The 24,582-nt window shown below is 67.2% G+C and carries 22 protein-coding genes, 1 rRNA gene and 1 pseudogene; 18 read left to right on the top strand and 6 right to left on the bottom strand.

Going from position 1 to position 24,582, the window contains the following annotated elements:
• Positions 1-117: ribosomal RNA gene (gene rrf / locus JZ791_RS36455) — 5S ribosomal RNA — on the top strand.
• Positions 118-1,186: 1,069 nt separating this feature from the next.
• A pseudogene (locus JZ791_RS45590) lies at positions 1,187-2,125 on the top strand (hypothetical protein); the annotation flags it as partial.
• Between the two features lie 744 nt (positions 2,126-2,869).
• Here the strand turns inward: JZ791_RS45590 and JZ791_RS36470 are convergent.
• Entirely contained in the window at positions 2,870-3,691 is an 822-nt protein-coding gene (locus JZ791_RS36470; protein ID WP_216901247.1) for an LLM class F420-dependent oxidoreductase, read from the bottom strand.
• A 304-nt stretch (positions 3,692-3,995) separates the two neighbouring features.
• Between JZ791_RS36470 and JZ791_RS36475 the strand changes: the two genes are divergently transcribed.
• The gene (locus JZ791_RS36475) at positions 3,996-4,889 is read left to right on the top strand and encodes an HAD-IIA family hydrolase (protein ID WP_216901249.1); all 894 of its coding nucleotides are present in this window, start codon (positions 3,996-3,998) and stop codon (positions 4,887-4,889) included.
• 23 nt (positions 4,890-4,912) lie between these two features.
• On the opposite strand, the gene JZ791_RS36480 is transcribed toward JZ791_RS36475, so the two are convergent.
• The 4 genes from JZ791_RS36480 to JZ791_RS36495 form a co-directional block, all read right to left on the bottom strand.
• Positions 4,913-5,653: a YdcF family protein gene (locus tag JZ791_RS36480; RefSeq protein ID WP_216901251.1), complete on the bottom strand. Its 741-nt coding sequence runs from the start codon at positions 5,651-5,653 to the stop codon at positions 4,913-4,915.
• Positions 5,654-6,146: 493 nt separating this feature from the next.
• Positions 6,147-6,398: a hypothetical protein gene (locus JZ791_RS36485; protein ID WP_216901253.1), complete on the bottom strand. Its 252-nt coding sequence runs from the start codon at positions 6,396-6,398 to the stop codon at positions 6,147-6,149.
• Positions 6,399-6,529: 131 nt separating this feature from the next.
• Entirely contained in the window at positions 6,530-6,883 is a 354-nt protein-coding gene (locus JZ791_RS36490; RefSeq protein WP_216901255.1) for a VOC family protein, read from the bottom strand.
• A gap of 18 nt (positions 6,884-6,901) precedes the next feature.
• Entirely contained in the window at positions 6,902-7,723 is an 822-nt protein-coding gene (locus tag JZ791_RS36495) for a MerR family transcriptional regulator (protein WP_216901257.1), read from the bottom strand.
• A 109-nt stretch (positions 7,724-7,832) separates the two neighbouring features.
• Between JZ791_RS36495 and JZ791_RS36500 the strand changes: the two genes are divergently transcribed.
• Genes JZ791_RS36500 through recN form a run of 4 tightly spaced genes read left to right on the top strand, consistent with a single transcriptional unit; the run spans position 7,833 to position 11,866 of the window.
• Complete coding sequence (locus JZ791_RS36500; protein ID WP_216901259.1) at positions 7,833-8,126, top strand: hypothetical protein; 294 nt, start codon at positions 7,833-7,835, stop codon at positions 8,124-8,126.
• A gap of 1 nt (position 8,127) precedes the next feature.
• Entirely contained in the window at positions 8,128-8,988 is an 861-nt protein-coding gene (locus JZ791_RS36505; protein ID WP_216901269.1) for a TlyA family RNA methyltransferase, read from the top strand.
• On the top strand, positions 8,985-10,013 hold the full coding sequence (locus JZ791_RS36510; protein WP_216901271.1) for an NAD kinase: 1,029 nt from the start codon (positions 8,985-8,987) through the stop codon (positions 10,011-10,013). Before JZ791_RS36505 ends, JZ791_RS36510 begins: the two co-directional genes overlap by 4 nt.
• Before the next feature lie 50 nt (positions 10,014-10,063).
• Positions 10,064-11,866: a DNA repair protein RecN gene (gene recN, locus JZ791_RS36515; RefSeq protein WP_216901273.1), complete on the top strand. Its 1,803-nt coding sequence runs from the start codon at positions 10,064-10,066 to the stop codon at positions 11,864-11,866.
• A gap of 23 nt (positions 11,867-11,889) precedes the next feature.
• Here the strand turns inward: recN and JZ791_RS36520 are convergent, their stop codons facing one another.
• Positions 11,890-12,312: an SRPBCC family protein gene (locus JZ791_RS36520; protein WP_216901275.1), complete on the bottom strand. Its 423-nt coding sequence runs from the start codon at positions 12,310-12,312 to the stop codon at positions 11,890-11,892.
• A 202-nt stretch (positions 12,313-12,514) separates the two neighbouring features.
• Between JZ791_RS36520 and steA the strand changes: the two genes are divergently transcribed.
• From steA to JZ791_RS36575, 11 genes are all read left to right on the top strand, one after another.
• The gene (gene steA, locus JZ791_RS36525) at positions 12,515-13,729 is read left to right on the top strand and encodes a putative cytokinetic ring protein SteA (protein ID WP_216901277.1); all 1,215 of its coding nucleotides are present in this window, start codon (positions 12,515-12,517) and stop codon (positions 13,727-13,729) included.
• A gap of 10 nt (positions 13,730-13,739) precedes the next feature.
• A complete protein-coding gene (locus JZ791_RS36530) occupies positions 13,740-14,669 on the top strand; it encodes a copper transporter (protein ID WP_216901279.1) in 930 nt (309 codons plus the stop codon).
• A 167-nt stretch (positions 14,670-14,836) separates the two neighbouring features.
• Positions 14,837-16,555 carry a CTP synthase gene (gene pyrG, locus JZ791_RS36535; protein WP_216901281.1) on the top strand — a complete coding sequence of 573 codons (1,719 nt, stop codon included), beginning with the start codon at positions 14,837-14,839 and terminating at the stop codon, positions 16,553-16,555.
• Positions 16,552-17,205 (top strand): NUDIX domain-containing protein, encoded by a 654-nt coding sequence (locus JZ791_RS36540; protein WP_216901283.1) that lies wholly within the window; start codon positions 16,552-16,554, stop codon positions 17,203-17,205. The genes pyrG and JZ791_RS36540 overlap by 4 nt, the downstream gene beginning before the upstream one ends.
• A 92-nt stretch (positions 17,206-17,297) precedes the next feature.
• Positions 17,298-17,792 carry a Uma2 family endonuclease gene (locus JZ791_RS36545; RefSeq protein ID WP_216901285.1) on the top strand — a complete coding sequence of 165 codons (495 nt, stop codon included), beginning with the start codon at positions 17,298-17,300 and terminating at the stop codon, positions 17,790-17,792.
• A gap of 203 nt (positions 17,793-17,995) precedes the next feature.
• Positions 17,996-18,928 (top strand): site-specific tyrosine recombinase XerD, encoded by a 933-nt coding sequence (xerD, locus tag JZ791_RS36550; RefSeq protein WP_216901287.1) that lies wholly within the window; start codon positions 17,996-17,998, stop codon positions 18,926-18,928.
• 69 nt (positions 18,929-18,997) lie between these two features.
• On the top strand, positions 18,998-19,615 hold the full coding sequence (locus JZ791_RS36555) for a GntR family transcriptional regulator (protein WP_216901289.1): 618 nt from the start codon (positions 18,998-19,000) through the stop codon (positions 19,613-19,615).
• Positions 19,616-19,800: 185 nt separating this feature from the next.
• Positions 19,801-21,264 carry an MFS transporter gene (locus JZ791_RS36560; RefSeq protein ID WP_254206925.1) on the top strand — a complete coding sequence of 488 codons (1,464 nt, stop codon included), beginning with the start codon at positions 19,801-19,803 and terminating at the stop codon, positions 21,262-21,264.
• Between the two features lie 27 nt (positions 21,265-21,291).
• Entirely contained in the window at positions 21,292-22,209 is a 918-nt protein-coding gene (locus tag JZ791_RS36565) for an ABC transporter substrate-binding protein (protein ID WP_216901291.1), read from the top strand.
• 3 nt (positions 22,210-22,212) lie between these two features.
• Positions 22,213-23,166 carry an ornithine cyclodeaminase family protein gene (locus JZ791_RS36570; protein WP_216901293.1) on the top strand — a complete coding sequence of 318 codons (954 nt, stop codon included), beginning with the start codon at positions 22,213-22,215 and terminating at the stop codon, positions 23,164-23,166.
• Positions 23,167-23,676: 510 nt separating this feature from the next.
• The coding region (locus JZ791_RS36575; protein ID WP_216901301.1) for an Acg family FMN-binding oxidoreductase at positions 23,677-24,582 on the top strand (906 nt) is incomplete at its 3' end.

Consider the following 24,582-nt stretch of genomic DNA (forward strand, 5'->3'; position numbering starts at 1 on the left):
TACGGCGGCTATAGCGGTGGGGAAACGCCCGGTCCCATTCCGAACCCGGAAGCTAAGGCCACCAGCGCCGATGGTACTGCACTCGCCAGGGTGTGGGAGAGTAGGACACCGCCGGAACATCCTTTCAAGAAGGGGACCCAAGTTTGGGTCCCCTTCTTTGCGTTTACGCCCTGCCGCGTGGATGCCGCATCGTCCGCGCATGATTCAATTCGAGTAGTGCGGATGCGTGCGCCGCGGCCGGGTACCGAGCCAAGTTCTCAGAGAGAGAGGGACTACCGTGTCGGAGCAGAACGACGACGGTCGCAGGCCTTTCCGCCGCGGTGGGTCCGATCAGGGGCCTGGCAACGGCACACCGCCCCGTGACCATGCCGACAACGGCGACGACCGCGGCGAACGCCGATCCGGCGGCTTCCGCCGCAACAATCCCGATCGCGCTGCCGGCGACCGCCCCTACAAGCAGAATCGCCGTGACGACGGTCCCTCCGAGCGGCGTGGCGGCTTCGGCCGTGGAGACGACAATCGGCCGTCCGGTGATGATCGTTCGAGTGGCGGTGACCGACCGGACCGCGGTGATCGCGGCGGTTTCCGTCGAGGTGGTTCGGGCAGTGGTGATCGCGGTGGTTCCCCACGCGGCGATTTCGGGCGCTCGGATCGACCGGGTGGTTCCGGACGAGATGATTCCCGGCGCTCGGACCGGCCCGGTGGTTTCCGGCGTGACGACGATCGCCGTGACGACCGTCGCGGTGGCTACGATCGCGGTGATCGCGGTGGTTCGAATCGTCCCGACGGCGACGACAGCGGACGCTCGGGCTTCCGCCGTGGTACGGACCGGCCGTACGGTGATCGCCCCAATGACGGCAACCGCTCCGGTGGTGACCGGCCGCCTCGCGGTGACCGTCCATACGGTGGTGACCGTCCCGACCGTGGTAATCGGCCGTTCGGTGGTGATCGCCCTGAACGTGGTAATCGGCCGTATGGCGGTGACCGCCCCGATCGTGGTGACCGCCCCGATCGTGGTGACCGCCCCGATCGTGGTGACCGTCCATACGGTGGTGATCGCACCGATCGCGGTAACCGATCGTTCGGTGGTGATCGCCCGGACCGTGGTGATCGCTCGTATGGTGGTGACCGCCCGGACCGTGGTAACCGTTCATCCGGTGGCGATCGCACTGATCGTGGTGACCGTTCATCCGGTGGTGATCGCACTGATCGTGGTGACCGTTCGTCCGGTGGTGGTCGATCGTCTGGCGGTGACCGTTCAGGTCGTGGGGATCGTTCCTTCGGTGACAATCGCGGTTCCGGTGGTGACCGTGCCCGTGGCGGATACAACCGTCGAGATGACGCCGATCGTCGATCCGGCGGATCCGGTCGGGAGGGCGGGAACGACTTCGCTTCTAATCGTCGCCGCGGTGGTGAGGGAGTGCAGAGCGGTGGTGACCGCCGCCCGCCGCGTCCGGACGAGCCCGTGTTGCCCGATGACGTCGAGGCTGCCGAGCTGGACCCGGGCGTCCGTCGCGACCTGTTCAGCCTGGACAAGGGGAATGCCGAGACGGTCGCCCGGCACCTGGTCATGGCCACGCGTCTGATCGAGGACGATCCCGAATTGGCCCTCGCGCATGCTCGTGCGGCTCGGCAGCGGGCCGGCCGGATCGCGGTGGTGCGCGAGACCGCCGGTCTCATCGCCTATCACGCGGGTGAATGGGCGGAGGCACTGTCGGAGCTGCGGACCGCGCGGCGAATGTCCGGTGGAGCAGGGCTGCTGGCGGTGATGGCCGATTGCGAACGCGGCCTGGGCCGTCCCGAACGGGCGATCGAACTGGGCCGCAGCGACGAGGCTCGCCAGCTGACGGGCGACGAGGCTACCGAACTCCGGATCGTTGTCGCGGGCGCTCGCATGGACCTCGGCCAGTACGACCAGGCCGTGGTAACCCTGCAAACCTCCGAACTGGACCCGGCGCGAATCGGCCCGTCCTCGGCCCGCCTGTTCTACGCCTACGCCGAGGCTCTGCTGGCCGCGGATCGTTCGGACGAGGCCCTGACCTGGTTCCTCCACGCCGCCTCCGCCGATATAGAGGGCGACACCGACGCCGAGGAACGTGCCGACGAATTGGCCGCGGCCGCTCGCGGAGAAGTAAACCTGAGCACCGAATCAGGAACCAGCGCAACGGAATACGACGATCTCGCTGACGACGATCTTGCTGACGGTGAACCCACCGACGACGAGGTTGCCGGCGACAATGCCCCGGAACACGTGGATCCCGAACACAGGGATCTCGATAACAAGCCTGCTGAAGACAAACATGTTGGTGGCAAGGTCGCTGACCACAAGGCAACCGACGATGAGAATGGGCCGATCGAGTAATCCCCTGCGGACCTCCCTATACCTCTGACGGAAAGCCGCGACATCGGTGATCCGGTTTCAGCAATCGCCAGCTGGTCTTCTGATCGGCGGGAGGGTAGTCACCGGAAGGCGAGCCCCGTCGATGCGCTGAGCCGATCGATTGATCGCCTTCGTCCTGTCCATACCGAGGCGCAGCACTGACAGCTCGGCTATGCCTATCGAGCCTGTTCGCCCGCCTTTTTCGATGGCGATCGGTGGACCGGCCCCGGGGCAACGACATCCGCGAGGGCCGAGCGCAGAAGCCCATCGAGACGCAGAGCAGTTGTCGCGCCAATCCACACGTGCACCAGCCATGCCATGGGATTTCCAGTGTCGCTCGCCATTCCTGCCGGCTCGTGGTCCAGGATTCTGGTGACGAGCCGACAGGACCGACATTATGAGAGCGTGGTCCGGGACCTCCGTCGGAGCATCGGAGTGCGGTCCACTCGGATGTTGGCGGTTGGTTGGAGTACGCCGGAAGTGGTGGAACTAGTCCGTGTACTTGCGGACGAATTCGGCGAGATTGTCCAGGGCACGGAGGCTTTCATCCTCCGGCAGGTTGTTCAGGGGGAGGTTTACCCGTTCTGCGCCCGCCTCGGCGTAGGCGTCCAGAATCGCCGGATCGGTAGGGACGGAGGACACGGTGATCGGGAGTCCGGACTTGCGGAATTCAGCGAGCTGGCCCGGCACGTCGGCAGGGTTGGCGACCGCATTCGGGATCCAGCCGATACCGAGACGGATCGCTCGCTCGGCCGCGGCCTGCCCGCCGCCGAGGTAGATCGGCGGGTGCGGGCGCTGCACCGGCTTCGGCCAGGAGTAGATCGGATCGAAATCAATGAATTTGCCGTGGTATTCGGCGGCGTCCTTGGTCCAGATCTCGCGCAACGCCGCCAACTGCTCCTCGACGAGTGCGCCCCGCGTACGAGGATCGGTGCCGTGGTTGGCCATCTCCTCGCGGTTCCAGCCGACGCCGACGCCGAAGACGAGACGGCCGCCGGAGATCAGGTCCAGGCTGGCGACTTCCTTTGCGGTGTGGATGATGTCGCGCTGGATCAGCAAGGTGACACCGGTGCCGAGCAGAAGCCGCTCGGTGACGGCCGCCGCGGCCCCGAGGGCCACGAACGGATCGAGCGCGCGATAGTACATGCGCGGTAGGTCCCCACCGCCCGGATATGGTGACTGCCTGCTGGTCGGAATATGCGAATGTTCAGCGAGGAACAGCGATTCGAACCCGCGTTCCTCGAGCGCCCGGCCCAGTGCGGTGCTGCTGATTCCCTCGTCGGTCACAAAGGTGCTGACTCCGAATTTCATACGAGCCGCAACCAGGGTTATGGACCGAATATTCCACGACCCCGACACCTTGCGAGCGCGGTTCGACCAGAGTCGGTGCCTTCGCGAACTGCACCTGCGCCGAAGCCTCGAATCCGTGTCACGAGTGGTTGATCGATGTCCGAACCGGCTGTGTCATTGGACTCTTCGATCACACGCTGGGGCGTGGCGTCGCCCGCATCGTACCCGTCGCCTGGTGCGTGACGAGGTCCGCTTACCCCGACCCAGTAGGCTCAGGTCGTCCGGGCGGTGTCGTTCCGGCGAGTAGAAGGTGGTGCACGGTTCGGTGACGAGGCTACGAGAGCGGTTCGAGGCTCTGCTGCTGGATCTGGATGGCACCCTGTATCGCGGGGACGCCGTGATTCCCGGTGCGCCCGCCGCGCTGGCGGCCTCGGAGGGGGCGCAGGCGCTGGTGTACGTCACGAACAACGCCAGCCGCTCGGCCGGGTCGGTGGCGGCGCATCTGGCGGAGCTGGGGTTCGCCGCGACCGCCGATGACGTGGTGACCAGCGCGCAGGCCGGGGCGAACATACTGGCCGATCGGCTGGCGCCCGGATCGACGGTGCTGATCGTCGGGTCCGACGACCTGGCCGCGGAGATCGATCGGGTGGGCTTGCGAGCGGTTCGCCGCTTCGAGGGCGAGGCTCCCGCCGCGGTGGTGCAGGGTCATTCGCCGACGACGGGCTGGCCGGATCTGGCCGAGGCCGCCTACGCCGTGCGTGCCGGTGCGTTGTGGGTGGCGACCAACACCGACGTGACGTTGCCGACCGAGCGCGGGCTGGCGCCCGGTAACGGCGCGATGGTCACCGCGCTGCGGGTGGCTACCGATACCGAGCCCGTCGTCGCGGGCAAGCCCTACGCCCCGCTGCTCGACGACGCCCTCACCCGCGCCGGAACCCGCTCGGCCCTGGTCGTCGGCGACCGCCTCGACACCGATATCGACGGCGCGCACTGCGTCGGGCTGGAATCGCTGCTCGTGCTCACCGGCGTGAGCACCTTCGCCGACCTGGCCAAGCAGCCGGCCGACCGGTTGCCCACCTATGTGTCCGACAGCCTGGACGCACTGAATCATCCTGTGGTACAGGATGATCCGGCGACCTTGGCGGATGGTGACGTTGCGGATCAGATAGCGGAGCGGCTCGATCGCCACCCGGGCAGGGCGATACCCGTCGTCCCGTAGCGCACTATCTCAACTGGCTGCGTTCATCCTCGAGCATCCGGATGATCTCCGCGATCTCGATATTGATCATCTCCCGAACCCGGCGAGCGTCGGCGGCCGCCGCGGGCCTCGGGAATTTCCGCGGTGCCCCCGGTTGTGGTGGTTTTCGAAAATACGGACGAGCGCATGGCCCGGACGAGCAGCCGCCCGGCCCGCCGCCGCGCGATGGCCGCCAGTTCGTGCACGGCGGTGGGGACCTTCAACCACCATGCCTCGAAGAGCTTGTAATCGGCGGCGGGAACCAGTCGCGCGGCCAGATCGGGCCGCTGCCGATACAGGTAGCGGCGGCCGCGGGCGGCATGCATCGGCCCGGAGACGATGGCGATGCGGTCCGCGTGCTCGATCAGCGGAATCGTGAACTCGATGTTCTGCCAGGTGCTTTCGGCGTGGGTCTCGGTGCGGATAGCATCGGCCGGCACACCCAGGGATTCTCGGGCGTATGAAGCCATCACCTCGGATTCGATCCACGAGTCGCGCACCGACCCGCCGGTGAAGACCATCAGCGCGCCGGGCGCCATGGAGCGTGCGGCGATTCGGCATCGCCAGCGTTGCACGGGATGGGGGCTTCCGTCGGCCTTGGCCGGGTAACCGAGAACGACAAGGGCTTTCGTGCCCTGGTCGACCGGACTCGGTATCGGGCAAGGGAACCAGCGGGACGCGCGCCAGTGCAGCCATTCGGAGCCGCCGACGGTGGCCGCCACGACCATCGCGGCGGTACGCCACAAGTTTGCGCCTGAACCCCGGGTTCGCACCCGGACCATTGTGCCAAGAGCCTGTGCACATGGCGCGAACCTCGGTGGTCGGCGTGTGGTGTGTCGGGGAGCGGGTCTGTTGCGAGCGGCGCGCCGAGATACGTATTCGCATCACCTGCGGCTGTCGAACCCTGGTGTGCGGCATCGCAGTTGCCGTATCGTGCGCCGCCGCACACCAGCGGTCGGACCGTGCTGACGACCTTGTCCTGCTCGAGGCGACCCGCGCGGGAAACAGGGCTCCTGGCCGGGTTTCTTGAACAGGTCCTGCGCGCCGGTGAAGTGTGGCAGCTGGGACCCACAGATGCGCGACGAGGCGCTCGCGAGCCTCGGGGGAACGCACCAGCAGGATGCGCAGCGGCTGGGAGTTGAATGCCGTCGGGGCGTATTTGACCAGTAGATGGAGGCGACCTGGTCCTTGCCGATCGGTTCGTCGGAGAAGGTGTTCGCGGTGCGGGCGTGTGGTTTCTCATGCGGCCGCCTCCGCTGCGAGGCCGACCAGGGACTGGTAAGCGGTGTAATTCAGGAGACTCGAGTCGTAGACGACGGTCAGGCGGCTGATCTTGCCCGCTGCGTCGAGCTCGACGCAGGTGTGGCCGCGGCGCATCGGCGCGGCGTCCGGGGACGCCGACCACTCGTAGCCGCCGCTGCGTACATCGCCGACGATGCGCTGTGGATAGGAGATCGCGGCGGCGGGCGCTTTCGCGAACAATGGGGCCACGGCCGCCCCGGCCACAGCCCCCGTGCGGAATATCGCCCGCCTCGTGACTCCTTGCGCCGCCACCGGCCCGTTCGGGATGACAAAGATCTCGATCCCGAGCGGGCCGTGGTTTTCTGCGCTGATCGTGTGGGCTAGTCGTGCGCCTGGGCGATGTCGAACAGGTTGCCCTCCGGGTCGGCGAGGGTGACCCAGTGCAGTCCCTGCTGGTTGTTCTCGCCGACCTGCTTGGCGCCCAACGAGATCGCCCGCTCGATTTGTTCGGTCCAATCGGATGCGGACAGATCGAGATGGACGACGTTCTTACCGGGATTCTTGTCGGGCACCTGGATGAACATCAGCGTCGGCGACAGTGCTCCGCCGCCGACGGCCGCGAAGTATTCGTTGGCCTCCGGGGCGACCGGCTGATCCAGTAGCTGCGACCAGAATCCGGCCAACGCGGCCGCGTCGTGGCAGTCGAAAGTGATGTTGCTCAGTGTCAGTGCCATGAGAGTTGTTCTCCTTTTTCAGAGCCGGCCGATCGGCCAGCAGACTTCGGTGCGGAATTCGCTCGGGTCGTCGGCGTTGTGCGGGCCGATGAGGGGGATCTCCCGGATCGGTTCGGCCAGCGCCGAATCGTGTTCGGCCACATGGCTGCCCAATGCGCCGTAGGTCCGGTCGAAATCGGTGAACGGGCCGCTGTGTACCCCGATGGCGAAGCGGCGAGCCGGAAGCTCCACTATCGCAGCCGATTTCGTATCGGTCAGTGCACCGCGGTCGATGCCGGTGATCGGGGCGAACGCGACCACCTGACCGATATCGTTCTCGAAGAATTCCGTGGAATAGGTGGCTCCGCCCGGTCCGGCCGGCGCCACGCCGTTGGCCGAAAGTGTTTCGTACAGCTGGGCGAAAGCCGCGCCATACCAGTCGCCGAGCGTTTCGCGGGCCACGATGCCCGATACGGTCAGCGCGGGAAAGGCTGGGACGGAACGATATTCGACCTCGATCCGGGAAGCGGGCAGCAGCAATGCGCGCAGTGAGGCCACCACGTCGCGGGTGCGCAGCAGTTCGGCTTCCATATGCTCGAGATGCTCGCGCAGCGCCGTGTCCCGGGCGCCCTGGTCGGGCGCGGCCACCACCGCGCGGATCTCCGGCAGTGGCATATTGAGCTCACGGAGCCGCCGGATCAGATGCGCCTGGTCGACCTGATCGGTCGAGTAGCGCCGATATCCGGAGTACGGATCCACGGCGGCGGGCTCGAGCAGTTCGATCTCGTGGTAGTACCGCAGGGTCTTCACGCTGAGAAATGTCAGCCGGGCGAATTCCCCGATGGAGACTGTCGCTGTCATGTCTCCTACTGAACACTCTCCAGCGATGGGAGAGTCAACAGCGACGGTAATCCCGAAACCCGCCTGATACGTGTGTTCGAATCCGTACTCCGGTAGCGTTGTCGGCATCATGACTACACCGACGCCGCATCCTCCGACACCCGGTCCGACCGGGCCTCGGCCGGGAGTTCCGCTGCCCGGTCAGCATATGGCGGGCGCGAACCCGGCCGAATTCGCCGAACCGGCGGCGGTGCGTACGGAGATCGACGCGCTGCTGGCGGAATTGCACGCCCGGGTGCGTGGGCACGAGCTGGCGGAGGCCGATGTGGCGGGCGCGGGCGTGGAGATCACCCGTCGCGCCCGCATCCTGGAACAGGCGCACGAGGTGCTGGTCCAGGCCCTGTCGACGGTGGACAAGATCTGAGGTGGCCAGACGCGCTCGGGTGGACGCAGAATTGGTTCGCCGCGGTCTGGCCCGCTCACGCGAACACGCGGTCGAACTGATCGGCGCGGGCCGGGTCCTGATCAACGGCGCGGTCGCGGTGAAACCGGCCACGGCCGTGGAGACCGGCACCCCGCTGCTGGTGCGCGAGGAGCCCGACGAGGTGCAGTGGGCCTCGCGCGGCGCGCACAAACTGCTGGGCGCGCTCGAGGCGTTCGAGGCGCAGGGTGTGTCCGTGGCGGGGCGGCGTTGTCTCGATGCGGGCGCCTCGACCGGCGGATTCACCGATGTGCTGCTCAGTCGCGGTGCGCGCGAGGTCGTGGCGGCGGACGTCGGATACGGCCAGCTGATCTGGCGACTGCAGAACGACGACCGGGTGCGCGTGCTGGATCGTACGAATGTGCGCACCCTGACCGCCGAGGCGATCGGCGGCCCGGTGGAGCTGGTGGTGGCCGATCTGTCGTTCATCTCCCTCGGTCTGGTGCTGCCCGCATTGGCGCAGTGCTGTGCACCGGGTGCGGATCTGCTGCCGATGGTCAAACCGCAATTCGAGGTCGGCAAGGAGCGGGTAGGCTCCGGCGGTGTGGTGCGGGATCCGGTGTTGCGAGCCGAGTCGGTGCGCGAGGTGGCCGCGGTCGCGGCCGGACTAGGGCTGCGCACCCGGGGAGTCGTGGCGAGCCCGTTGCCCGGGCCGTCCGGGAATGTCGAATACTTCTTGTGGTTGCGTAACGAGAAAGACGCCGCTGAGGTGAAATTGGATGCAGCTGAGCTCTCGCTCGGGCCGGAGCGAAGCGGAGGCCTGAGCGAGATGGTGCAGCGCGCAGTGCAGGAGGGCCCACAGTGAACAGGGAGATCCTGTTGGTCGCCCATCCCGGTCGCGCCGAACTGACCGAGACCGCGCATCGGGTCGCGAAGATCTTCGACGACGCCGGGATCGGTCTGCGCCTGCTCGAGGACGAGGCATACAGCACCAAACTGGACTGTGACGAGTCCGGGGAGCCCGACGGTTATCCGGTGCGTTCGGTCGAACACGGCCCCGACGCGGCCGTCGGCTGCGAAATGGTGCTGGCGTTGGGTGGCGACGGGACGTTCCTGCGCGCCGCGGAGATGGCCCGCCCGGCGCGGGTGCCGGTGCTGGGTATCAACCTGGGCCGCATCGGCTTTCTGACCGAGGCCGAGGCCGATCACATCGATGAGGCGCTGGGGCAGGTCGTGCACGGCGATTACCGCCTCGAGCAGCGGATGACGATAGATGTCAGTGTCCGTGTGGATGATGTCGTCGTGGAACGCGGTTGGGCACTGAACGAGGCCAGCATCGAGAACGCCACCCGGATGGGCGTACTCGAACTGGTGCTGGAGGTGGACGGGCGGCCGGTGTCTCAGTTCGGTTGCGACGGTGTGCTGATCGCGACACCCACCGGGTCCACCGCCTATGCCTTCTCGGCCGGCGGCCCGGTGGTCTGGCCCGAACTCGAGGCGCTGCTGGTGATCCCGAGCAATGCGCACGCGCTGTTCGCCCGGCCGCTGGTGACCAGCCCGAATTCGCGGATCGCGGTGGAAACCGTTGCCGTGGGGCATGATGCGGTCGTCTTCCTCGACGGCCGCCGCACCATGGCGCTGCCGCGGGGTGCGCGATTCGAGGCGGTGCGCGGTGCTGAACCCGTGCGGTGGGTGCGGCTGGACTCCGCGCCGTTCACCGATCGGATGGTGCGCAAATTCCAGTTGCCCGTCACAGGCTGGCGGGGTCGTCCCGGTCCTGAGCGGTCGAGCGGCGATGCGTCCGGCGACTGCGGAGGAAGCAGCGTGCGCGACAACGCCGGTTCCTCGGCAGCGGCGTCGCCGGATACCGAGGAAGGCAGCGGAGCGTAACCACGCAGCGCCCCGATCAGGCCCTATCGAGCACCGTACGGAGAGCAAGAGTGCTGACAGAGATCAGGATTGACAGCCTTGGCGTCATATCCGCCGCCACAGCGCAATTCCATGCGGGGCTGACCTGCCTGACCGGCGAGACCGGTGCGGGCAAGACGATGGTGGTGACGAGCCTGCATCTGCTCGGCGGCGCGCGTTCGGATGCCGGGCGGGTACGCCGGGGCGCGCAGCGCGCGGTGGTGGAGGGCCGGTTCACCGTCGAGGAGGTGCACGAGTCCGCGCGCGACGAGGTGGCGAAGGTGCTGGAATCCTCGGGGGCGCAACGCGACGACGACGGCAGCATCATCGCGGTGCGCACGGTCGGCGGCGACGGCCGATCGCGTGCGCATCTGGGCGGGCGCAGCGTCCCGGCGGCGGTGCTGTCGGATTTCACCGCGCCGCTGCTGACAGTGCACGGCCAGAACGATCAGTTGCGCTTGCAGCGGCCCGATCAGCAGCTCGCGGCGCTGGATCAGTTCGCGGGCGAGTCGGTCGCGAACCTGCTGCGCAGATACCGGCTGGCGCGGCGCACCTGGCTGGACGCCCGCACCGAACTGCTCGAGCGCACCGCGCGCAGCCGTGAACTGGCCCTGGAGGCCGACAGGCTGAAGCATTCGCTCGACGAGATCGATTCTCTCGCACCGCAAGCGGGGGAGGACGAGCGCATCGTCGAGGAGGTGCGCAGGCTTTCGGATCTGGATTCGCTGCGCGAGTCCGCGACCGCCGCGCACGACGCGCTGGCCGGTCCGGCCGACGCGCCGGGCGAGGGTTCGGGTGCGCTGGATCTGCTGGGTGCGGCGCGTTCGCGGCTCGATTCGTCCGATGACCGTGCGTTGTCGGAGCTGTCGCCGCGCCTGGGCGAGGCGATCGCGGTGGTGGTGGATCTGACCACCGAGCTGAGCAGCTACCTGTCGGATCTGCCCTCGGATCCGGGCGCGCTGGATTCGCTGCTCAACCGGCAGGCCGAACTGAAGACGCTGACCCGCAAGTACGCACCCGATATCGACGGCGTGCTGGCCTGGGCGCAGGACGCGCGCTCGCGGCTGGACTCCCTGGACGTCTCCGACGAGGCATTGGCCAAGCTGGCCGCCGAGGTCGAATCCGCCGCCGAGCAGGTGCGTGAGACCGCGCGCAAGCTCACTGTCGCGCGCACCAAGGCGGCCAGGAAGCTGTCGGCCGCGGTGAGTTCCGAACTGGGCGGACTGGCGATGGGCCGGGCGAAGCTCGAGGTGCAGGTGCGCACGATGCTCGCGGCCGCGCAGGACTCCGCGCCGATCGCGGTGGACGGTACGGAATTACACGCCGGGTCCAGCGGCGTCGACGAGGCCGAGTTCCGGCTGTCGGCACATTCGGGCGCGCAGTCGCTGCCGCTGAGCAAGAGCGCCTCGGGCGGCGAGCTGTCCCGGGTGATGCTGGCCCTGGAGGTCGTGCTGGCCGGTTCCGATCATGGCAGCACCATGGTGTTCGACGAGGTCGACGCCGGTGTCGGCGGGCGCGCCGCGGTGGAGATCGGCCGCCGCCTGGCCCGCCTGGCCCGCACCCATCAGGTGATCGTCGTGACCCACCTGCCCCAGGTCGCCGCCTTCGCCGACACCCACCTGGTGGTCGACAAGGTCGACGACGGCAAGGGCGTCAACAGCGGCGTGCGCACCCTCACCTCCGAGGAGCGGGTGGTCGAACTGGCCCGCATGCTGGCCGGCTTGGACGACACGGAAACCGGTCGCGCTCACGCCGAGGAGTTGCTGGCCACCGCCAACGCGGAGAAGGACTCCGACTCCGCCGGGGTAGCAGGGGCCAGTGCCGCGGCTGGCTGAGCCGCGGCGCCGGATGTGAAGCCCTACTTCGCGACGGCCTTGCGGGCGGCGGAGAGGAAGGGAGCGATCAGGCCGCGCAGGGCGATCTCGGTGAGGCGGTCGGGGACGGGGAACTTCGGCTCGGATTCCATGCGGTAGGAGACGAGGGTGCCCTCGGGAGCGTCGGCGAAGGTGATGGTGCCGACGTGGCGCTTGACCGGGACGCCCTTGACGATCTTGTACTCCATGCGCTCGCCGGGCACCAGTTCGGTGGTCTCTTCGGTGATGCCGATGCCGCCCAGACCGACCAGGTAGCGTGCGCCGACGCCGGACGGGGATTCGGCGCCGGGCCTTCTCAGCGTGAAGCGGATCGGCAGATAGCCGTTGAGGCTGTCGCGCTCGGTGAACAGTTTGTAGACGACGTCTCGGGGTGCGGGAATCACGGTGTCGATCGTGGTGCTGGCCATCGGCGGATCTCCTTCGAAACCGGGTGGCGACGGCCCTGAAGTTGCTGTGACGTCAGGTGCCATCAATTCGCTGTCGGGACAGCATATCCGTACCTGATCTGTCCGATGTGCGTAGTGTCACTGGCGCTGCGGTGGCGGATGTGATAGCAGATGCGGCGCGCCTCCAGCAAAGGTTGAGAGTCCAGGGTCATCATCGGATGCCATGAGGATGCTGGCGCTGTTGTCGAAGAACAACGAAACGCTGTCCGGCCTGATCGGCATCGCTCGGGTCGATCGCAACACCCGGCGTCTGCTCGAACGGGTGGGCCCGGGCGACGTCGTGATCCTCGACGAGATGGACCTGGACCGGCTCACGGCGGACCGGCTGGTCACCGCGGGCGTGGCGGCGGTGATCAACGCCTCGCCCTCGATCTCGGGCCGCTATCCCAACCTCGGGCCGGAGGTGCTGGTCGCCAACGGAATCCTGTTGCTGGACGCGGTCACCAACGACGTGTTCGCCAGGATCAAGGACGGCGCGCGGGTCCGTGTGGACGGCGGCGTCGTCTACGTCGACAAGCTCCGCAAGGACCCCGAGGCGCTGGTCGAGGGCATCGAGCTCACCGAGGCCGCCATCGCCGAGCGGATGATCGCCGCGCGCAACGGTCTGGCCGACCATCTGGAGGCGTTCGCGGGCAACACGATCGAGTTCATCCGCACCGAGAGCGCGCTGCTGATCGATGGTTTCGGCGTCCCGGAACTCGAATTGTCCATGCGCGACCGGCAGGTCGTCGTGGTGGCCGACGGTCCGGAGCACCGCGACGACCTACGCGGGCTCAAACCGTTCATCAAGGAGTACGCGCCCATCCTGATCGGCGTCGGCCGGGGCGCGGACACGCTGACCGGCCTGGGCTACCGGCCCGATCTGATCGTCGGCGATCCCGATGAGATCACAGCGAGAACGCTCAAATCCGGCGCCGAGGTGATCCTGCCCGCCGACACCGACGGGCACGCCAAGGGTTTGGAGCGCATTCAGGACCTGGGCATCGGCGCGACCACGTTCCCGTCCTCGGGATCGGCCACGGATCTGGCGCTGCTGCTCGCCGATCACCACGGTTCCGCGCTGATCATCGTGTGCGGCGCGGCGGCCTCGCTGGACGACTTCTTCGATCGCGGCCGTCGCGAATCCAACGCGGCCACCTTCCTGATCCGGCTCAAGACCTCGTCGAAGCTCATGGACGCCAAGGCCGTTGCCACGTTGTACCACAACCGCGGATACGGCTGGGCGGTGGCGCTTGTCGTACTGGCCGCGCTGGTCGCGATGATCGTCGCGCTGCTGGCCTCGCACATGGGCGGGCCCGCGATGGACTGGGCGCTGGCCGCATGGGAGCACGGCAAGAGCTGGGCGCACCAGCTGCTGAACAAGGCATTCAACAGATAAAGGGGGACAAGTGATTTCGCTACGCCAGCATGCCGTCTCGATTGCCGGGCTCTTCCTCGCACTGGCGATCGGGCTGGTGCTCGGCGCGCATTCGGACGTGCTGACCGCACTGCGTCCGGGACATGGAAGTCAACAGGCTCACGTCGCCACGCTGACCACGCAGAACGACAGGCTCACCGGGCAACTCGCCGCGGCGGACGCCTTCCTGGCGGGGGCGCAGGGTCGACTGCTGGCCGGCGCGCTGGCCAACCGCACCGTCCTGGTGTTCACCACACCCGATGCCGATCCCGTCGACGTCGACGCGGTCGGTAAGGCCCTGACCACCGCCGGCGCCACGGTGACCGGCCGGATCGCGTTGGCGAACCCGTTCGTCGACTCCGGTCAGGGCGATCGGCTGCGCACCACTGTCACCAACATGATCCCGGCCGGTGCGCAGCTGCGGACCGACACGGTCGACCAGGGCAGCCTGGCAGGGGATCTGCTCGGTCTGGCGCTGCTCGCCGATCCGGCCACCGGTCGGCAGCGCGCCACCGACCAGGAGCGTGTGTTGATCCTGGATACCCTGCGCAACGGCGGATTTCTCACGTTCGGCGATGTGCGGCCCGCTCAGCTCGCGGTCGTGGTGACCGGCAACGGCGCGCGGGCAGTGGACAACAACCAGGGGGAGATCATCGCCCGATTCGCGGGCGGGCTGCGCGGGCGGGCCGCGGGCGCCGTATTGGCGGGTCGCGCCGGCGCTGCCGACGCGTCGGGACCGATCGGGGTCGTGCGCTCGGACCCGAAGCTGGCCGGTGCGGTGACCACCGTCGACAATGTCGACCACGAGATCGGCCGAATGACAACGGCTCTCGGGCTGAGTGAGCAGTTGAAGGGGATTACCGGCCGTTACGGCACCGGCGCGATGGCCAGCTCACTGACCGTCGGCGCACTGCCCAGCTGAGCTGCTGCTCGGGACGTCGGCTGTGATGTCCGCTGGGGAGTTGCTGGGAGGCGAGTGTGTCTGTTGCGACGGGTGAGGCTGATGGGACTAATCGGGCATCGGGAAACATGTAGTTACCGTGCGTGGCATTCGATTCGCAACCCTTTTCCGTGTTAGCGTGAAGACCCGTGGGTCAATCACGGATACCGTCACGAACGGCTACCAAACACATCTTCGTCAGCGGTGGCGTCGCCTCCTCACTGGGTAAGGGCCTGACGGCCTCCAGCCTCGGCCAACTCCTCACCTCGCGCGGTTTGCGCGTGACGATGCAGAAGCTCGACCCCTATCTCAACGTCGATCCCGGCACCATGAACCCGTTCCAGCACGGCGAGGTGTTCGTGACCGAGGACGGCGCGGAGACCGACCTGGACGTCGGCCACTACGAGCGCTTCCTGGACCGGGACCTGACCCGGTACGCGAATGTGACCACGGGCCAGATCTATTCGACGGTGATCGCCAAGGAGCGCCGCGGGGAATACCTCGGCGACACCGTGCAGGTCATCCCGCACATCACCGACGAGATCAAATTCCGCATCCTCGCGATGAGCGCGCCGGACCGCGACGGTCAGACCCCCGACGTGGTCATCACCGAGATCGGCGGCACCGTAGGCGATATCGAGTCGCAGCCGTTCCTCGAGGCCGCCCGGCAGATCCGGCACGAGGTGGGCCGCGACAACTGCTTCTTCCTGCACGTCACCCTCGTGCCGTACCTCGCGCCCTCGGGCGAGCTGAAGACCAAGCCCACTCAGCACTCGGTGGCCGCGCTGCGCAATATCGGTATCCAGCCCGACGCGCTGGTCCTGCGCTGCGACCGCGAGGTGCCGCAGCCGCTGAAGAACAAGATCGCGCTGATGTGCGACGTCGAGGTCGACGCCTGCATCTCCACCCCCGACGCGCCGTCGATCTACGACATCCCGCGCGTGCTGCACCGCGAGGGCCTGGACGCGTATGTGGTGCGCCGTCTCGGGCTGCCGTTCCGCGACGTGGACTGGACGGTGTGGGGCGACCTGCTCGATCGGGTGCACAATCCGCGCGAGCAGGTGACAGTCGCGCTCGTCGGCAAGTACGTGGACCTGCCCGACGCCTATCTGTCGGTGACCGAGGCGCTGCGCGCGGGCGGATTCGCGGCCAAGGCGAAGGTGAACATCCGCTGGGTGCAGTCCGACGAATGCGAGACCCCCGCGGGCGCGCAGGCGCATCTGAGCGACGTCGACGCCGTGCTGATTCCGGGCGGATTCGGTATTCGTGGCATCGAGGGCAAGGTCGGCGCGATCCACTACGCCCGCACCCGCGGCATCCCGCTGCTGGGCCTATGTCTGGGCTTACAGTGCGTGGTGATCGAGGCCGCGCGCGCGGTCGGGCTCGAGGACGCCAATTCCGCCGAATTCGAGCCGGACACACCGCATCCCGTGATCTCCACGATGGCCGATCAGGAGCAGGCGGTGGCGGGCGAGGCCGACCTCGGCGGCACCATGCGTTTGGGCGCGTATCCCGCTGTGCTGGAACAGGGTTCGATCGTCGCACAGGCCTACGGCGTGACCGAGGTGTCCGAGCGGCACCGGCATCGCTACGAGGTCAACAACTCCTACCGGGCCAAGATCGCCGAGAGCGGACTGAAATTCAGCGGCACCTCCCCGGACGGGCATCTGGTCGAATTCGTCGAACTGCCCGCGGACAAGCATCCGTTCTTCGTCGCCACCCAGGCGCATCCCGAGCTCAAGAGCCGCCCGACCCGCCCGCATCCACTGTTCGCGGCGCTGATCCAGGCGGCGCTGAAATACGATGCGGCCGAGCGTCTTCCGGTGGACATCGAGGGCGAGATCGAAATCGAGGCAGTCTCCCAGTGAACGACCATGCGGCACAGGGCGCCCCGGGCACCCACGAATTCAAGACACTGTCCAGCCGCGTCGTCTACTCCGGCGCGATCCTGGCGCTGCGGCTGGACCAGGTGGAGATGCCGGGCGGGCGGACCGCCGAACGCGAGGTGATCGAGCATCACGGCGCCGTCGCGGTGGTCGCGCTGGACGAGCGGGACGAGGTGGTGCTGATCGACCAGTACCGTCACCCGATCGGCCGTCGCCTGCTGGAGTTGCCCGCCGGGCTGCTGGACGAGCCCGGCGAGGATCCGCTCGACGCGGCCCGGCGGGAACTGGCCGAGGAGACGGGCCTGGCCGCGCGGAACTGGTCGGTGCTGGTCGACGTCGCTCTGTCGCCGGGCTTCACCGACGAGGCGCTGCGGGTGTACCTGGCCGACGGTCTCACCGAGACCGAGCGTCCCGAACCCGAACTGGAGGAGGCCGACATCCGGATCGTGCGGATGCCGGTCGAGCAGGCCGTGCGTGCGGCCCTGTCCGGTGAGATCGTCAACGCCACGGCGGTCGCGGGCATCCTGGCCCTGTCCGCCGCGCGCGCGAACGATCTGCCGCTGCGCCCCGCCGACGCCCCCTGGCCCGGCAAACCCACTCGTTTTCTGGATCGCAAGGCCGCCCAGGGCTGAGGCTGCGGATCGGCATCACGAGGCAGTAGGTAACGGGCGGCATGTACGCTTATCCGCAGGGAAATCGCCACATGCGATGTCGAGGAGCACCCATGAGTCCACGCAGCGAACTGGTCGAGGTTGCGGCTTCCATGGAGGTGCCGGAGGGATTTCGAGCCGATGCGAAGGGGGATGTGATCGTCGTTTCACCGCAGCGCCCGGAACATTGGCGAATCATTCTCAGAATTGCCGCTGACATCGAGTTCAAAGCGCCCCACCTGCGTACTACTTCCGATGTGAAGATTCCCGGCACCGGCCAGAACGACAAGGCTCCCGATATCGGCATCTTCCCTGCTGACGCCGAGCTGCACTCCTCGAACGCGCTCGCTTTCGTGGAGGTCGTATCTGCCAGCAGCCGGGAAACCGACTACGCGGACAAGACCGAGATCTACGCTACGGCCGGCGTGCCCGAGTACCTGATCGTAGACCCGGCACGCGACCGTTGGACGCTGCATACGGCACCGAGTGGTGACGGGTACAGCACTACGGTCACCAAGTCGCTCGACACACCCGTTCACATCGCCGGACAACAGTTTCAGCTCAGTTAGCACTGATTCTGGTCTTCGACGCCGGCACGCATCCGCCTTCCGCGCGAAACTGCGTGTATTCGTCCAGTGAGATCCCATCGGCTCGGACGATGTCCGTGGCGAACTTCGCATCGGCTTCGGAGTTCTGTCGTGCGGAAGTGTTGTCCGGGTGATCTGGGCGGGGGTGTTTCGCGCGGAGAGTTGTCGGTGTCGGCTGCGATGATATGGGCGTGTTGCAGCGGGAGATCGACGCGTATCTCGACCATTTGGCGGTCGAGCGTGGGGCCGCGCGCAATACGCTCAGTGCCTATCGGCGGGATCTGGGGCGGTACCGGGAGTTCCTGGTGCAGCGGGGGATCACGGATCTGGCGTCGGTGAGCGAGGGGGATATCGGGGATTTCACCGTGTCGCTGCGGGCCGGCGGGCATGGGTATCCGGCGCTGGCGCCCAGTTCCGCCGCGCGGGGGCTGGTGGCGGTGCGCGGGCTGCACCGGTTCGCCGCCGCCGAGGGCATCACTGCGGGGGATGTGGCGCATGCGGTCAAGCCGCCCACTCCTGCCCGGCGATTACCCAAGGCCCTTCCGTACGACCAGATTTCGCTACTGCTGGAGGCCGCGGGCGGCTCCGGCGCGTCCGACGGCGGTCCGCGCGGCCTGCGCGACCGTGCGATGCTCGAACTGCTGTATTCCACCGGCGCACGGATCTCCGAGGTCACCGATCTGGACGTGGACGATATCGACACCGGCGAACGTGCCGTCGTCCTGCACGGCAAGGGCGGCAAACAGCGCATGGTCCCCATCGGCCGCCCGGCGCTGGCGGCCCTGGACGCCTACCTGGTCCGTGGTCGCCCCGCCCTGGTCGCCCGCGGCTCCGGCAATCCGGCCCTGTTCCGCAACACCCGGGGCGGCCGTCTCTCCCGCCAAAGCGCCTGGCAGATCCTGCAATCCGCTGCCGAACGCGCCGGTATCGGCGCCAGCGTCTCCCCGCACACCCTGCGGCACTCCTTCGCCACCCATCTTCTGGACGGCGGGGCCGACGTCCGCGTGGTCCAGGAACTTCTGGGCCACGCCTCGGTCACCACGACCCAGATCTACACACTGGTCACCGTCAACACCCTCCACGAGGTCTGGGCCACCGCCCATCCCCGCGCTCGGTGACCTGCCGGTGCCCGTCCGGACGGGCACCGGCTGCATAGCGCACCGAGGCGGGCCGTTTATGCTGCGGGGATGGCAGATCCGTTGTCGGCGGACGATTCGTCGGGGGATGCGATCGCTCGCGCACTGCGCGCGGAGATCCTGGGCGGTCGGTTGTCGGCCGGGGAGCGGCTGGTGGAGGGGACGATCGCCAAGCGGTACGGGGTATCGCGAATTCCGGTTCGCGAAGCGCTCGCGCGTTTGCAATCGGAGGGTTTCGTCACCATCGTGCGCCATCGAGGTGCGACGGTCTCGGAGTCGCTGCTCGACGACAGTCGCGAACTGCTGCAGGTGCGTCGTGGCCTCGAGGTTTTCGCGGCTCAGCTCGCCGCGGAGAATCGAGGCGGTGCGGTCGCGGGGGAATTGGCCGAGATCTCGAACGATCTGTCCGGTGATGCCACGAGCAAGGGACGGTCGTTTCACGAGCTGATCGCGATCGCCGCTGGAAACGGGCATCTGCGGGAAATGCTGGCCACGCTCGATCAGCGGGTGCGCTGGGGACTGGGCCACGACCGTCGGTCCGCCGTCACCGACCACCGAGCGGTAGCGATCGCGATCCTCAATGGCGCCGTCGTGCAGGCCGGTTATCTGATGGACGAGCATCTGCGGCGCGACGAGCAATTCTTCACCGCCGAGTTCGACCATCGGTAACTCACGCAGATGGTATACAGTCTGAGGTGGTATATCATTCAGTTTACGTGAAGTAGCGAGGATGAAACGCACGGATCACAGGAACTGTATACAACTACAGGCAGTTCGATTTCAGTTCCGCTGCGAAGTCGGCTCGCTGACACTGCCAGTGTCGGTGCCACACTCCCTGTATTCGGAGTTCCGACATGTCTCTCACGCTGCGCGGCAAACCGTTCCCGGTCGCTGCCGCACCTACCGCCTCCGCACCTCCGGCCGTCGAGCCCGTGTCCTCCGCGCTGTCCGACACGCTGGACCGCATCGGCTTCAGCCGAGTCCAGGCGGTCGTTATCGCACTGCTGATGGCCGGCCTGTTCTTCGACTCGCTGGAGCAGAACTCGACCGGCGCGATGGGCACGCTGTTGAAGGAGTCCTTCGGCATCGGCAACGCCGAACTCACCCTCATCAACACGGTCACGGTGATCGGCGGACTCGTCGGGCGGCTGATCGGTGGATACATCGCCGACCGGTGGGGTCGCCGCGCCGCGCTGAGCCTGAATCTGCTGGTCTACACCCTCGGCGGGCTCATCAGCGCCGTGGCGGTGAACTACGAGATGTTGCTGGTCAGCCGGGCCGTCGTGGGGATCGGGCTGGGCGGCGAGTTCACGGTCGGGCTCGCGATTCTCGCCGAACTGGTCGCCACCCGTCACCGCGGATCGCTGCTGGCGACCCTGAACATCTCCTCGGGCGGCGTCGGGAACATCGCCTCGTTCGGCTTCTTCCTCCTGGTACTCGGCCCCCTGAACGGCGCGCTGGGCGGGGATCACAGTTCGTGGCGCTGGGCGTACGTAATCCTGGCTGTGCCTGCGGTTCTCGTGGTGTACTTCCGTCGGTATCTGCCCGAGTCGCCGCGGTTCCTGCTGTCCAAAGGGCGGGTCGACGACGCGAACGTCAGTCTGACCCGGCTCGCCTGCGGCACTGTCTCGGGACTGCGAAACCCCGGCCCCGCAGAGTATTTCGTGACCGCGGCCGATGTGATACCGCCCGAAGGCAGGACGTCCTACCTCGAGGTCTTCCGCGGGCGGAATCTGCGTCGTACCGCGGCAATCGGCGCCGCGTCGTGGATGTCGTTCGGCGCGCAGGTGACTCTGCTGTTCCTGATGCCGATCCTGTTGCAGTCACGGGGATATTCGCTGTCGGACTCGTTGGCCTTCACCATGATCATGAATATCGGCAGCCTGCTCGGCGCATGCGTCGCCTCGTATCTGGCCGGACGGGTTCGGCGGCGGCTCACGGTGAGCGCGGCCGCGGTCCTGGGCTGTGTCTCCGCGCTCGCCTTCGCGGTCTTCGCGCACTCGACGGCGCTGATCCTGGTGCTGGGCATGATCTTTCAGTTCTTCACCATGATGTTGAACACGATGCTGTCGGTATGGTCGCCCGAACTGTTCCCGACTTCCATTCGTGCCATGGGCGCGTCGGTGGTCAACGGCATCGGCAACGTCGCGGGGGCCGTGATGCCGTTCGCGGCCCTGTTCTTCTTCGACGTCGCCGGCGTGGCAGGAGTATTCGTCATGATCGCCGTGATGTACGCGTTGCTGGTGGTGGCCGCGCGCTTCGGTCCCGAAACCTTCGGTAAATCCCTGGAAGTCGCTTCCGAGCGAGCCCTCGCATAATTCACCCACTCACAAGGAGACCCATCGATGCTCGACCTGACGATTTCCGCGACAGCGCACGGCCTGAACTATCTGCCGCAGTACCTTGCCGACCATCTCGGGCTTTTCGCCGATCGCGAGTTGAAAGTCATTGCGACCGCCAAAGATCCGTGGACCGGTGTGCTCGACGATCTGGCCAGCGGAGCGGCGGATATCGCCCTGGGTGGGCTGTGGGTGCCCGGAATGTACTGGGGGACATCGCGAGAACTGACGGTCATCACCCAGGTGAATCACCAGTTCCCCAAGGCACTGGTAACCCGGGAGCGGTCCGAGGGTTTCTCCTGGGCCGATCTGACCGGTCGAACCGTCCTCGCGCCGGGCATCGGGGGCAGCGCACCCTACGCGTTCACCGCGGGCCTGATCCGTGAGGCCGGGGTCGACCCCGCGGGCATCACCTTCCTGCGGGACCTGTCCACGCCGATGTTCGTCGAGCTGTTCGAGGCCGGGCTCGGGGACGCGATCGTCCTGGACAGTACGACTGCGCAGGTGATGCAGGACAAGGGAACCGGTGTGACCGCGATCGATTACACCGAGGCCGGCGGCATCGGGCCCAACAGCGTCTACTACTGCCGCACCGACCGCGTCGAGGAACTCTCCGACCGGCTCGTCCGATTCACCGCCGCACTGGGCGAGGCTATGCGGCGACTGAGGACGACCGGTCTCGCCGAACTCGAACCACTGCTGACCGCCCACTGGCCCGGCATCCCCGCGCCGACGCTGCTTCGGGCCTGCGACCGTATCAAGCGGTCACGAACCTGGGAGACCTCGCGAATCGACGCGGCGGCCACCGATCGTTGGATGCGAATTCTTAAGCAGGAAGGCATGATCCGATCCGTGCCACCGTTCGCCGAACTTGTCGACACCAGCATCGCGGATGCCGCCGAACTCGCCACCGCGGACCGGTGACCCATGCCGTTGATACTGGCCCACGCCGATATCGCCGCGTTGCTGGACCGGCGCGCGGTACGGCAGGCCATGGAATTCGCGCACGCCGAACTGGCCGCCGGGCGATTCCAGAACCCGGCCCCGCAGGCTCTGCCCCTGCCCGACAATGGATCTGCGCTACCCATGGTCGCGGTCGCGGGTGACCACGTCGCCGTGAAACTGCTCACAGACCTGCCCTCGAACCGCGAGCGTGGACTGCCCGTGCAACGATCGACGATCATCATCACCTCCGCGATCACCGGCGAGTGCGTCGCGATACTCGACGGCCGCGCGATCACCGCGATGCGCACCGCCGCGACAAGCGCCGTCGCCACGAAATATCTTGCTCTGCAGGAAAGTTCGGTGCTCGGACTGATCGGGGCGGGGAACCTGGCGATCGAGCACGCCCATGCGATCGCCGACGTGCGTCGTCTGCGGGAGATCGTGGTCTGGTCCCGCACCGCCGAGACGCTCGAAAGGTTCCGCGCGAGAACCGAAAGCCTCGACATCCCCACCCGATCGGCCGACTCACCCGAGTCGGTCCTCGCACGCTCCGACATCGTGTGCACGCTGACGCCCTCTCGCGAACCCATTGTCTCGGGACACTGGTTCCGGCCGGGCCAGCACATCAATGCCGTAGGAGCGCCGCCGCGGCGCGATCACCGCGAAATCGACTCCTATGGCATGAAACGAGCTCGTCTCGTCGTCGACAGCCACCCCACCGCCATGGCCAAATCCGGCGCTGTCGGACTCGCCATCGCTGAACGCGCGATCACCGAGGACGACGTTCGCACCGAACTCGGGCACATCATCATCGATCCAGCTCTCGGACGGCGCAGCGCGGCCGACATCACCCTTTACGAATCGGTCGGACTGGGACTGCAAGACCTCGTCACCACACAATTCGTTCTCGCCGCCCTCGACCAGGGCGTCGCGTGAGCGATCGACACGACGACCTGATCGTGTCCGCTATCGACTGAGTCCGAGCCTGGTCGGGGTGTGGTGTGCCGCAACGAAATCGTCACTCGCGACGGGGAAGCGCGCTCGCACCGGTCGCGGTTCGAGAATCTCGGCTCGCGGACGGAATGATCGGTATCTCGGGGCCTCGTCTGCGTTGTGGAACTGTCCAGGTAGGCATCGAAGATATTCCGTATGGCACTAATTCGTCGCGGGAGTTATGGCAGATTTCACATGAGTGGTCTGGAATGTGTTCGTTCCACAAGGTCGGCGGGCGATTTCCGTCGAATCCGAGACGGCTCTCGGTGAACGTTCGCGAGGCGGGGTTGCCGAATCTTTCCGGTGGCGGTCGACCTGTGGGGTTGCTGACTGTATGCTCGGGGAACCTTGTCGACGACGACTGATTCGCGCAATAGCGCGATCCTTTCGAAATTCGCGTCCGATATGTGGAGGCAGACATTGCGTGGGGCGAATACCGATGGTTCGGAATCAGTGGCGGCGATTTTCGAGGCCGCGGTGTCGGCGGCGGTGCGAGCGCCGTCGATCCACAATACCCAGCCATGGCGGTGGCGGCTGGTGGGCGGGACCATTCGGTTGTCTGCGGATTCCGGTCGGCATCTGCATGCCAGCGATCCCGCGCGGCGTGGATTGCTGCTCAGTTGCGGTGCGGCGCTGCATCATATGCGGGTGGCGCTTGCCGCAACTGGCTGGTCGGCGCATGCGACGTATTTTCCCGCATTGGCCGACCTGGACCATCTGGCCGATATCGACCTGGTCCCGTACACCGCTACCGCCGCCGACCGGGAGTTGGCCGCGGCGATCGGGCACCGGAGTTCGGATCGCCGCCATTACGGGCCCAGGCCGGTGACCTCCGGCCCGCTGCGCGCCGTCGCGCGGACCGCGGTCGAGTTCGGCGGCGCCGCGCGTCTGGTGCCCCCGGTCCTGCACGACACACTCGCCGCCACCACCCATACCGCCGCCGACCGGCACCGGGGCGATGCCGCCTATCAACGTGAGCTGGCGCAATGGAGCGGCCGCCACGGCAGCCCGGACGGCGTTCCGGCGGCGAACACCCCCATCGTCAGCGACGATCACATCGCGCGCCGGTCCTTCGCCGACCCGGAACTCACCGACCTGCGACCGCAACGCGACACCGCCGAATGGTTCGTCATCTGCACACCCACCGACAGCTATGAATCCCGGCTGGCCGCCGGCGAGGCCGCCAGCGCGATGCTGCTGACCGCCACCCGGCTCGGCCTGGCCTCCTGCCTGCAGACCGAACCACTCGAATTACCCGACCTCCGTGCCGAACTGCGATCCCGTGTCCTCTGCGACGCCGCCTTCGCCCACGCCCTGGTCCGGGTCGGCTATCTACCCGCCGGCGCGCCCCCGTTGCCC

The organism is Nocardia alni (assembly GCF_019038435.1).
In the GTDB taxonomy this organism is placed as follows: Bacteria; Actinomycetota; Actinomycetes; order Mycobacteriales; family Mycobacteriaceae; genus Nocardia; species Nocardia alni.

What these genes read in the sequence shown, in the direction of transcription:
- JZ791_RS36470 (WP_216901247.1), bottom strand. Translation starts at nt 3,691, where the DNA reads ATGAAATTCGGAGTCAGCACCTTTGTGACCGACGAGGGAATCAGCAGC.
- JZ791_RS36490 (WP_216901255.1), bottom strand. Translation starts at nt 6,883, where the DNA reads ATGGCACTGACACTGAGCAACATCACTTTCGACTGCCACGACGCGGCC.
- JZ791_RS36495 (WP_216901257.1), bottom strand. Translation starts at nt 7,723, where the DNA reads ATGACAGCGACAGTCTCCATCGGGGAATTCGCCCGGCTGACATTTCTC.
- JZ791_RS36500 (WP_216901259.1), top strand. Translation starts at nt 7,833, where the DNA reads ATGACTACACCGACGCCGCATCCTCCGACACCCGGTCCGACCGGGCCT.
- JZ791_RS36520 (WP_216901275.1), bottom strand. Translation starts at nt 12,312, where the DNA reads ATGGCCAGCACCACGATCGACACCGTGATTCCCGCACCCCGAGACGTC.
- steA (WP_216901277.1), top strand. Translation starts at nt 12,515, where the DNA reads ATGAGGATGCTGGCGCTGTTGTCGAAGAACAACGAAACGCTGTCCGGC.
- JZ791_RS36545 (WP_216901285.1), top strand. Translation starts at nt 17,298, where the DNA reads ATGAGTCCACGCAGCGAACTGGTCGAGGTTGCGGCTTCCATGGAGGTG.
- xerD (WP_216901287.1), top strand. Translation starts at nt 17,996, where the DNA reads ATGGGCGTGTTGCAGCGGGAGATCGACGCGTATCTCGACCATTTGGCG.
- JZ791_RS36555 (WP_216901289.1), top strand. Translation starts at nt 18,998, where the DNA reads ATGGCAGATCCGTTGTCGGCGGACGATTCGTCGGGGGATGCGATCGCT.
- JZ791_RS36560 (WP_254206925.1), top strand. Translation starts at nt 19,801, where the DNA reads ATGTCTCTCACGCTGCGCGGCAAACCGTTCCCGGTCGCTGCCGCACCT.
- JZ791_RS36565 (WP_216901291.1), top strand. Translation starts at nt 21,292, where the DNA reads ATGCTCGACCTGACGATTTCCGCGACAGCGCACGGCCTGAACTATCTG.
- JZ791_RS36570 (WP_216901293.1), top strand. Translation starts at nt 22,213, where the DNA reads ATGCCGTTGATACTGGCCCACGCCGATATCGCCGCGTTGCTGGACCGG.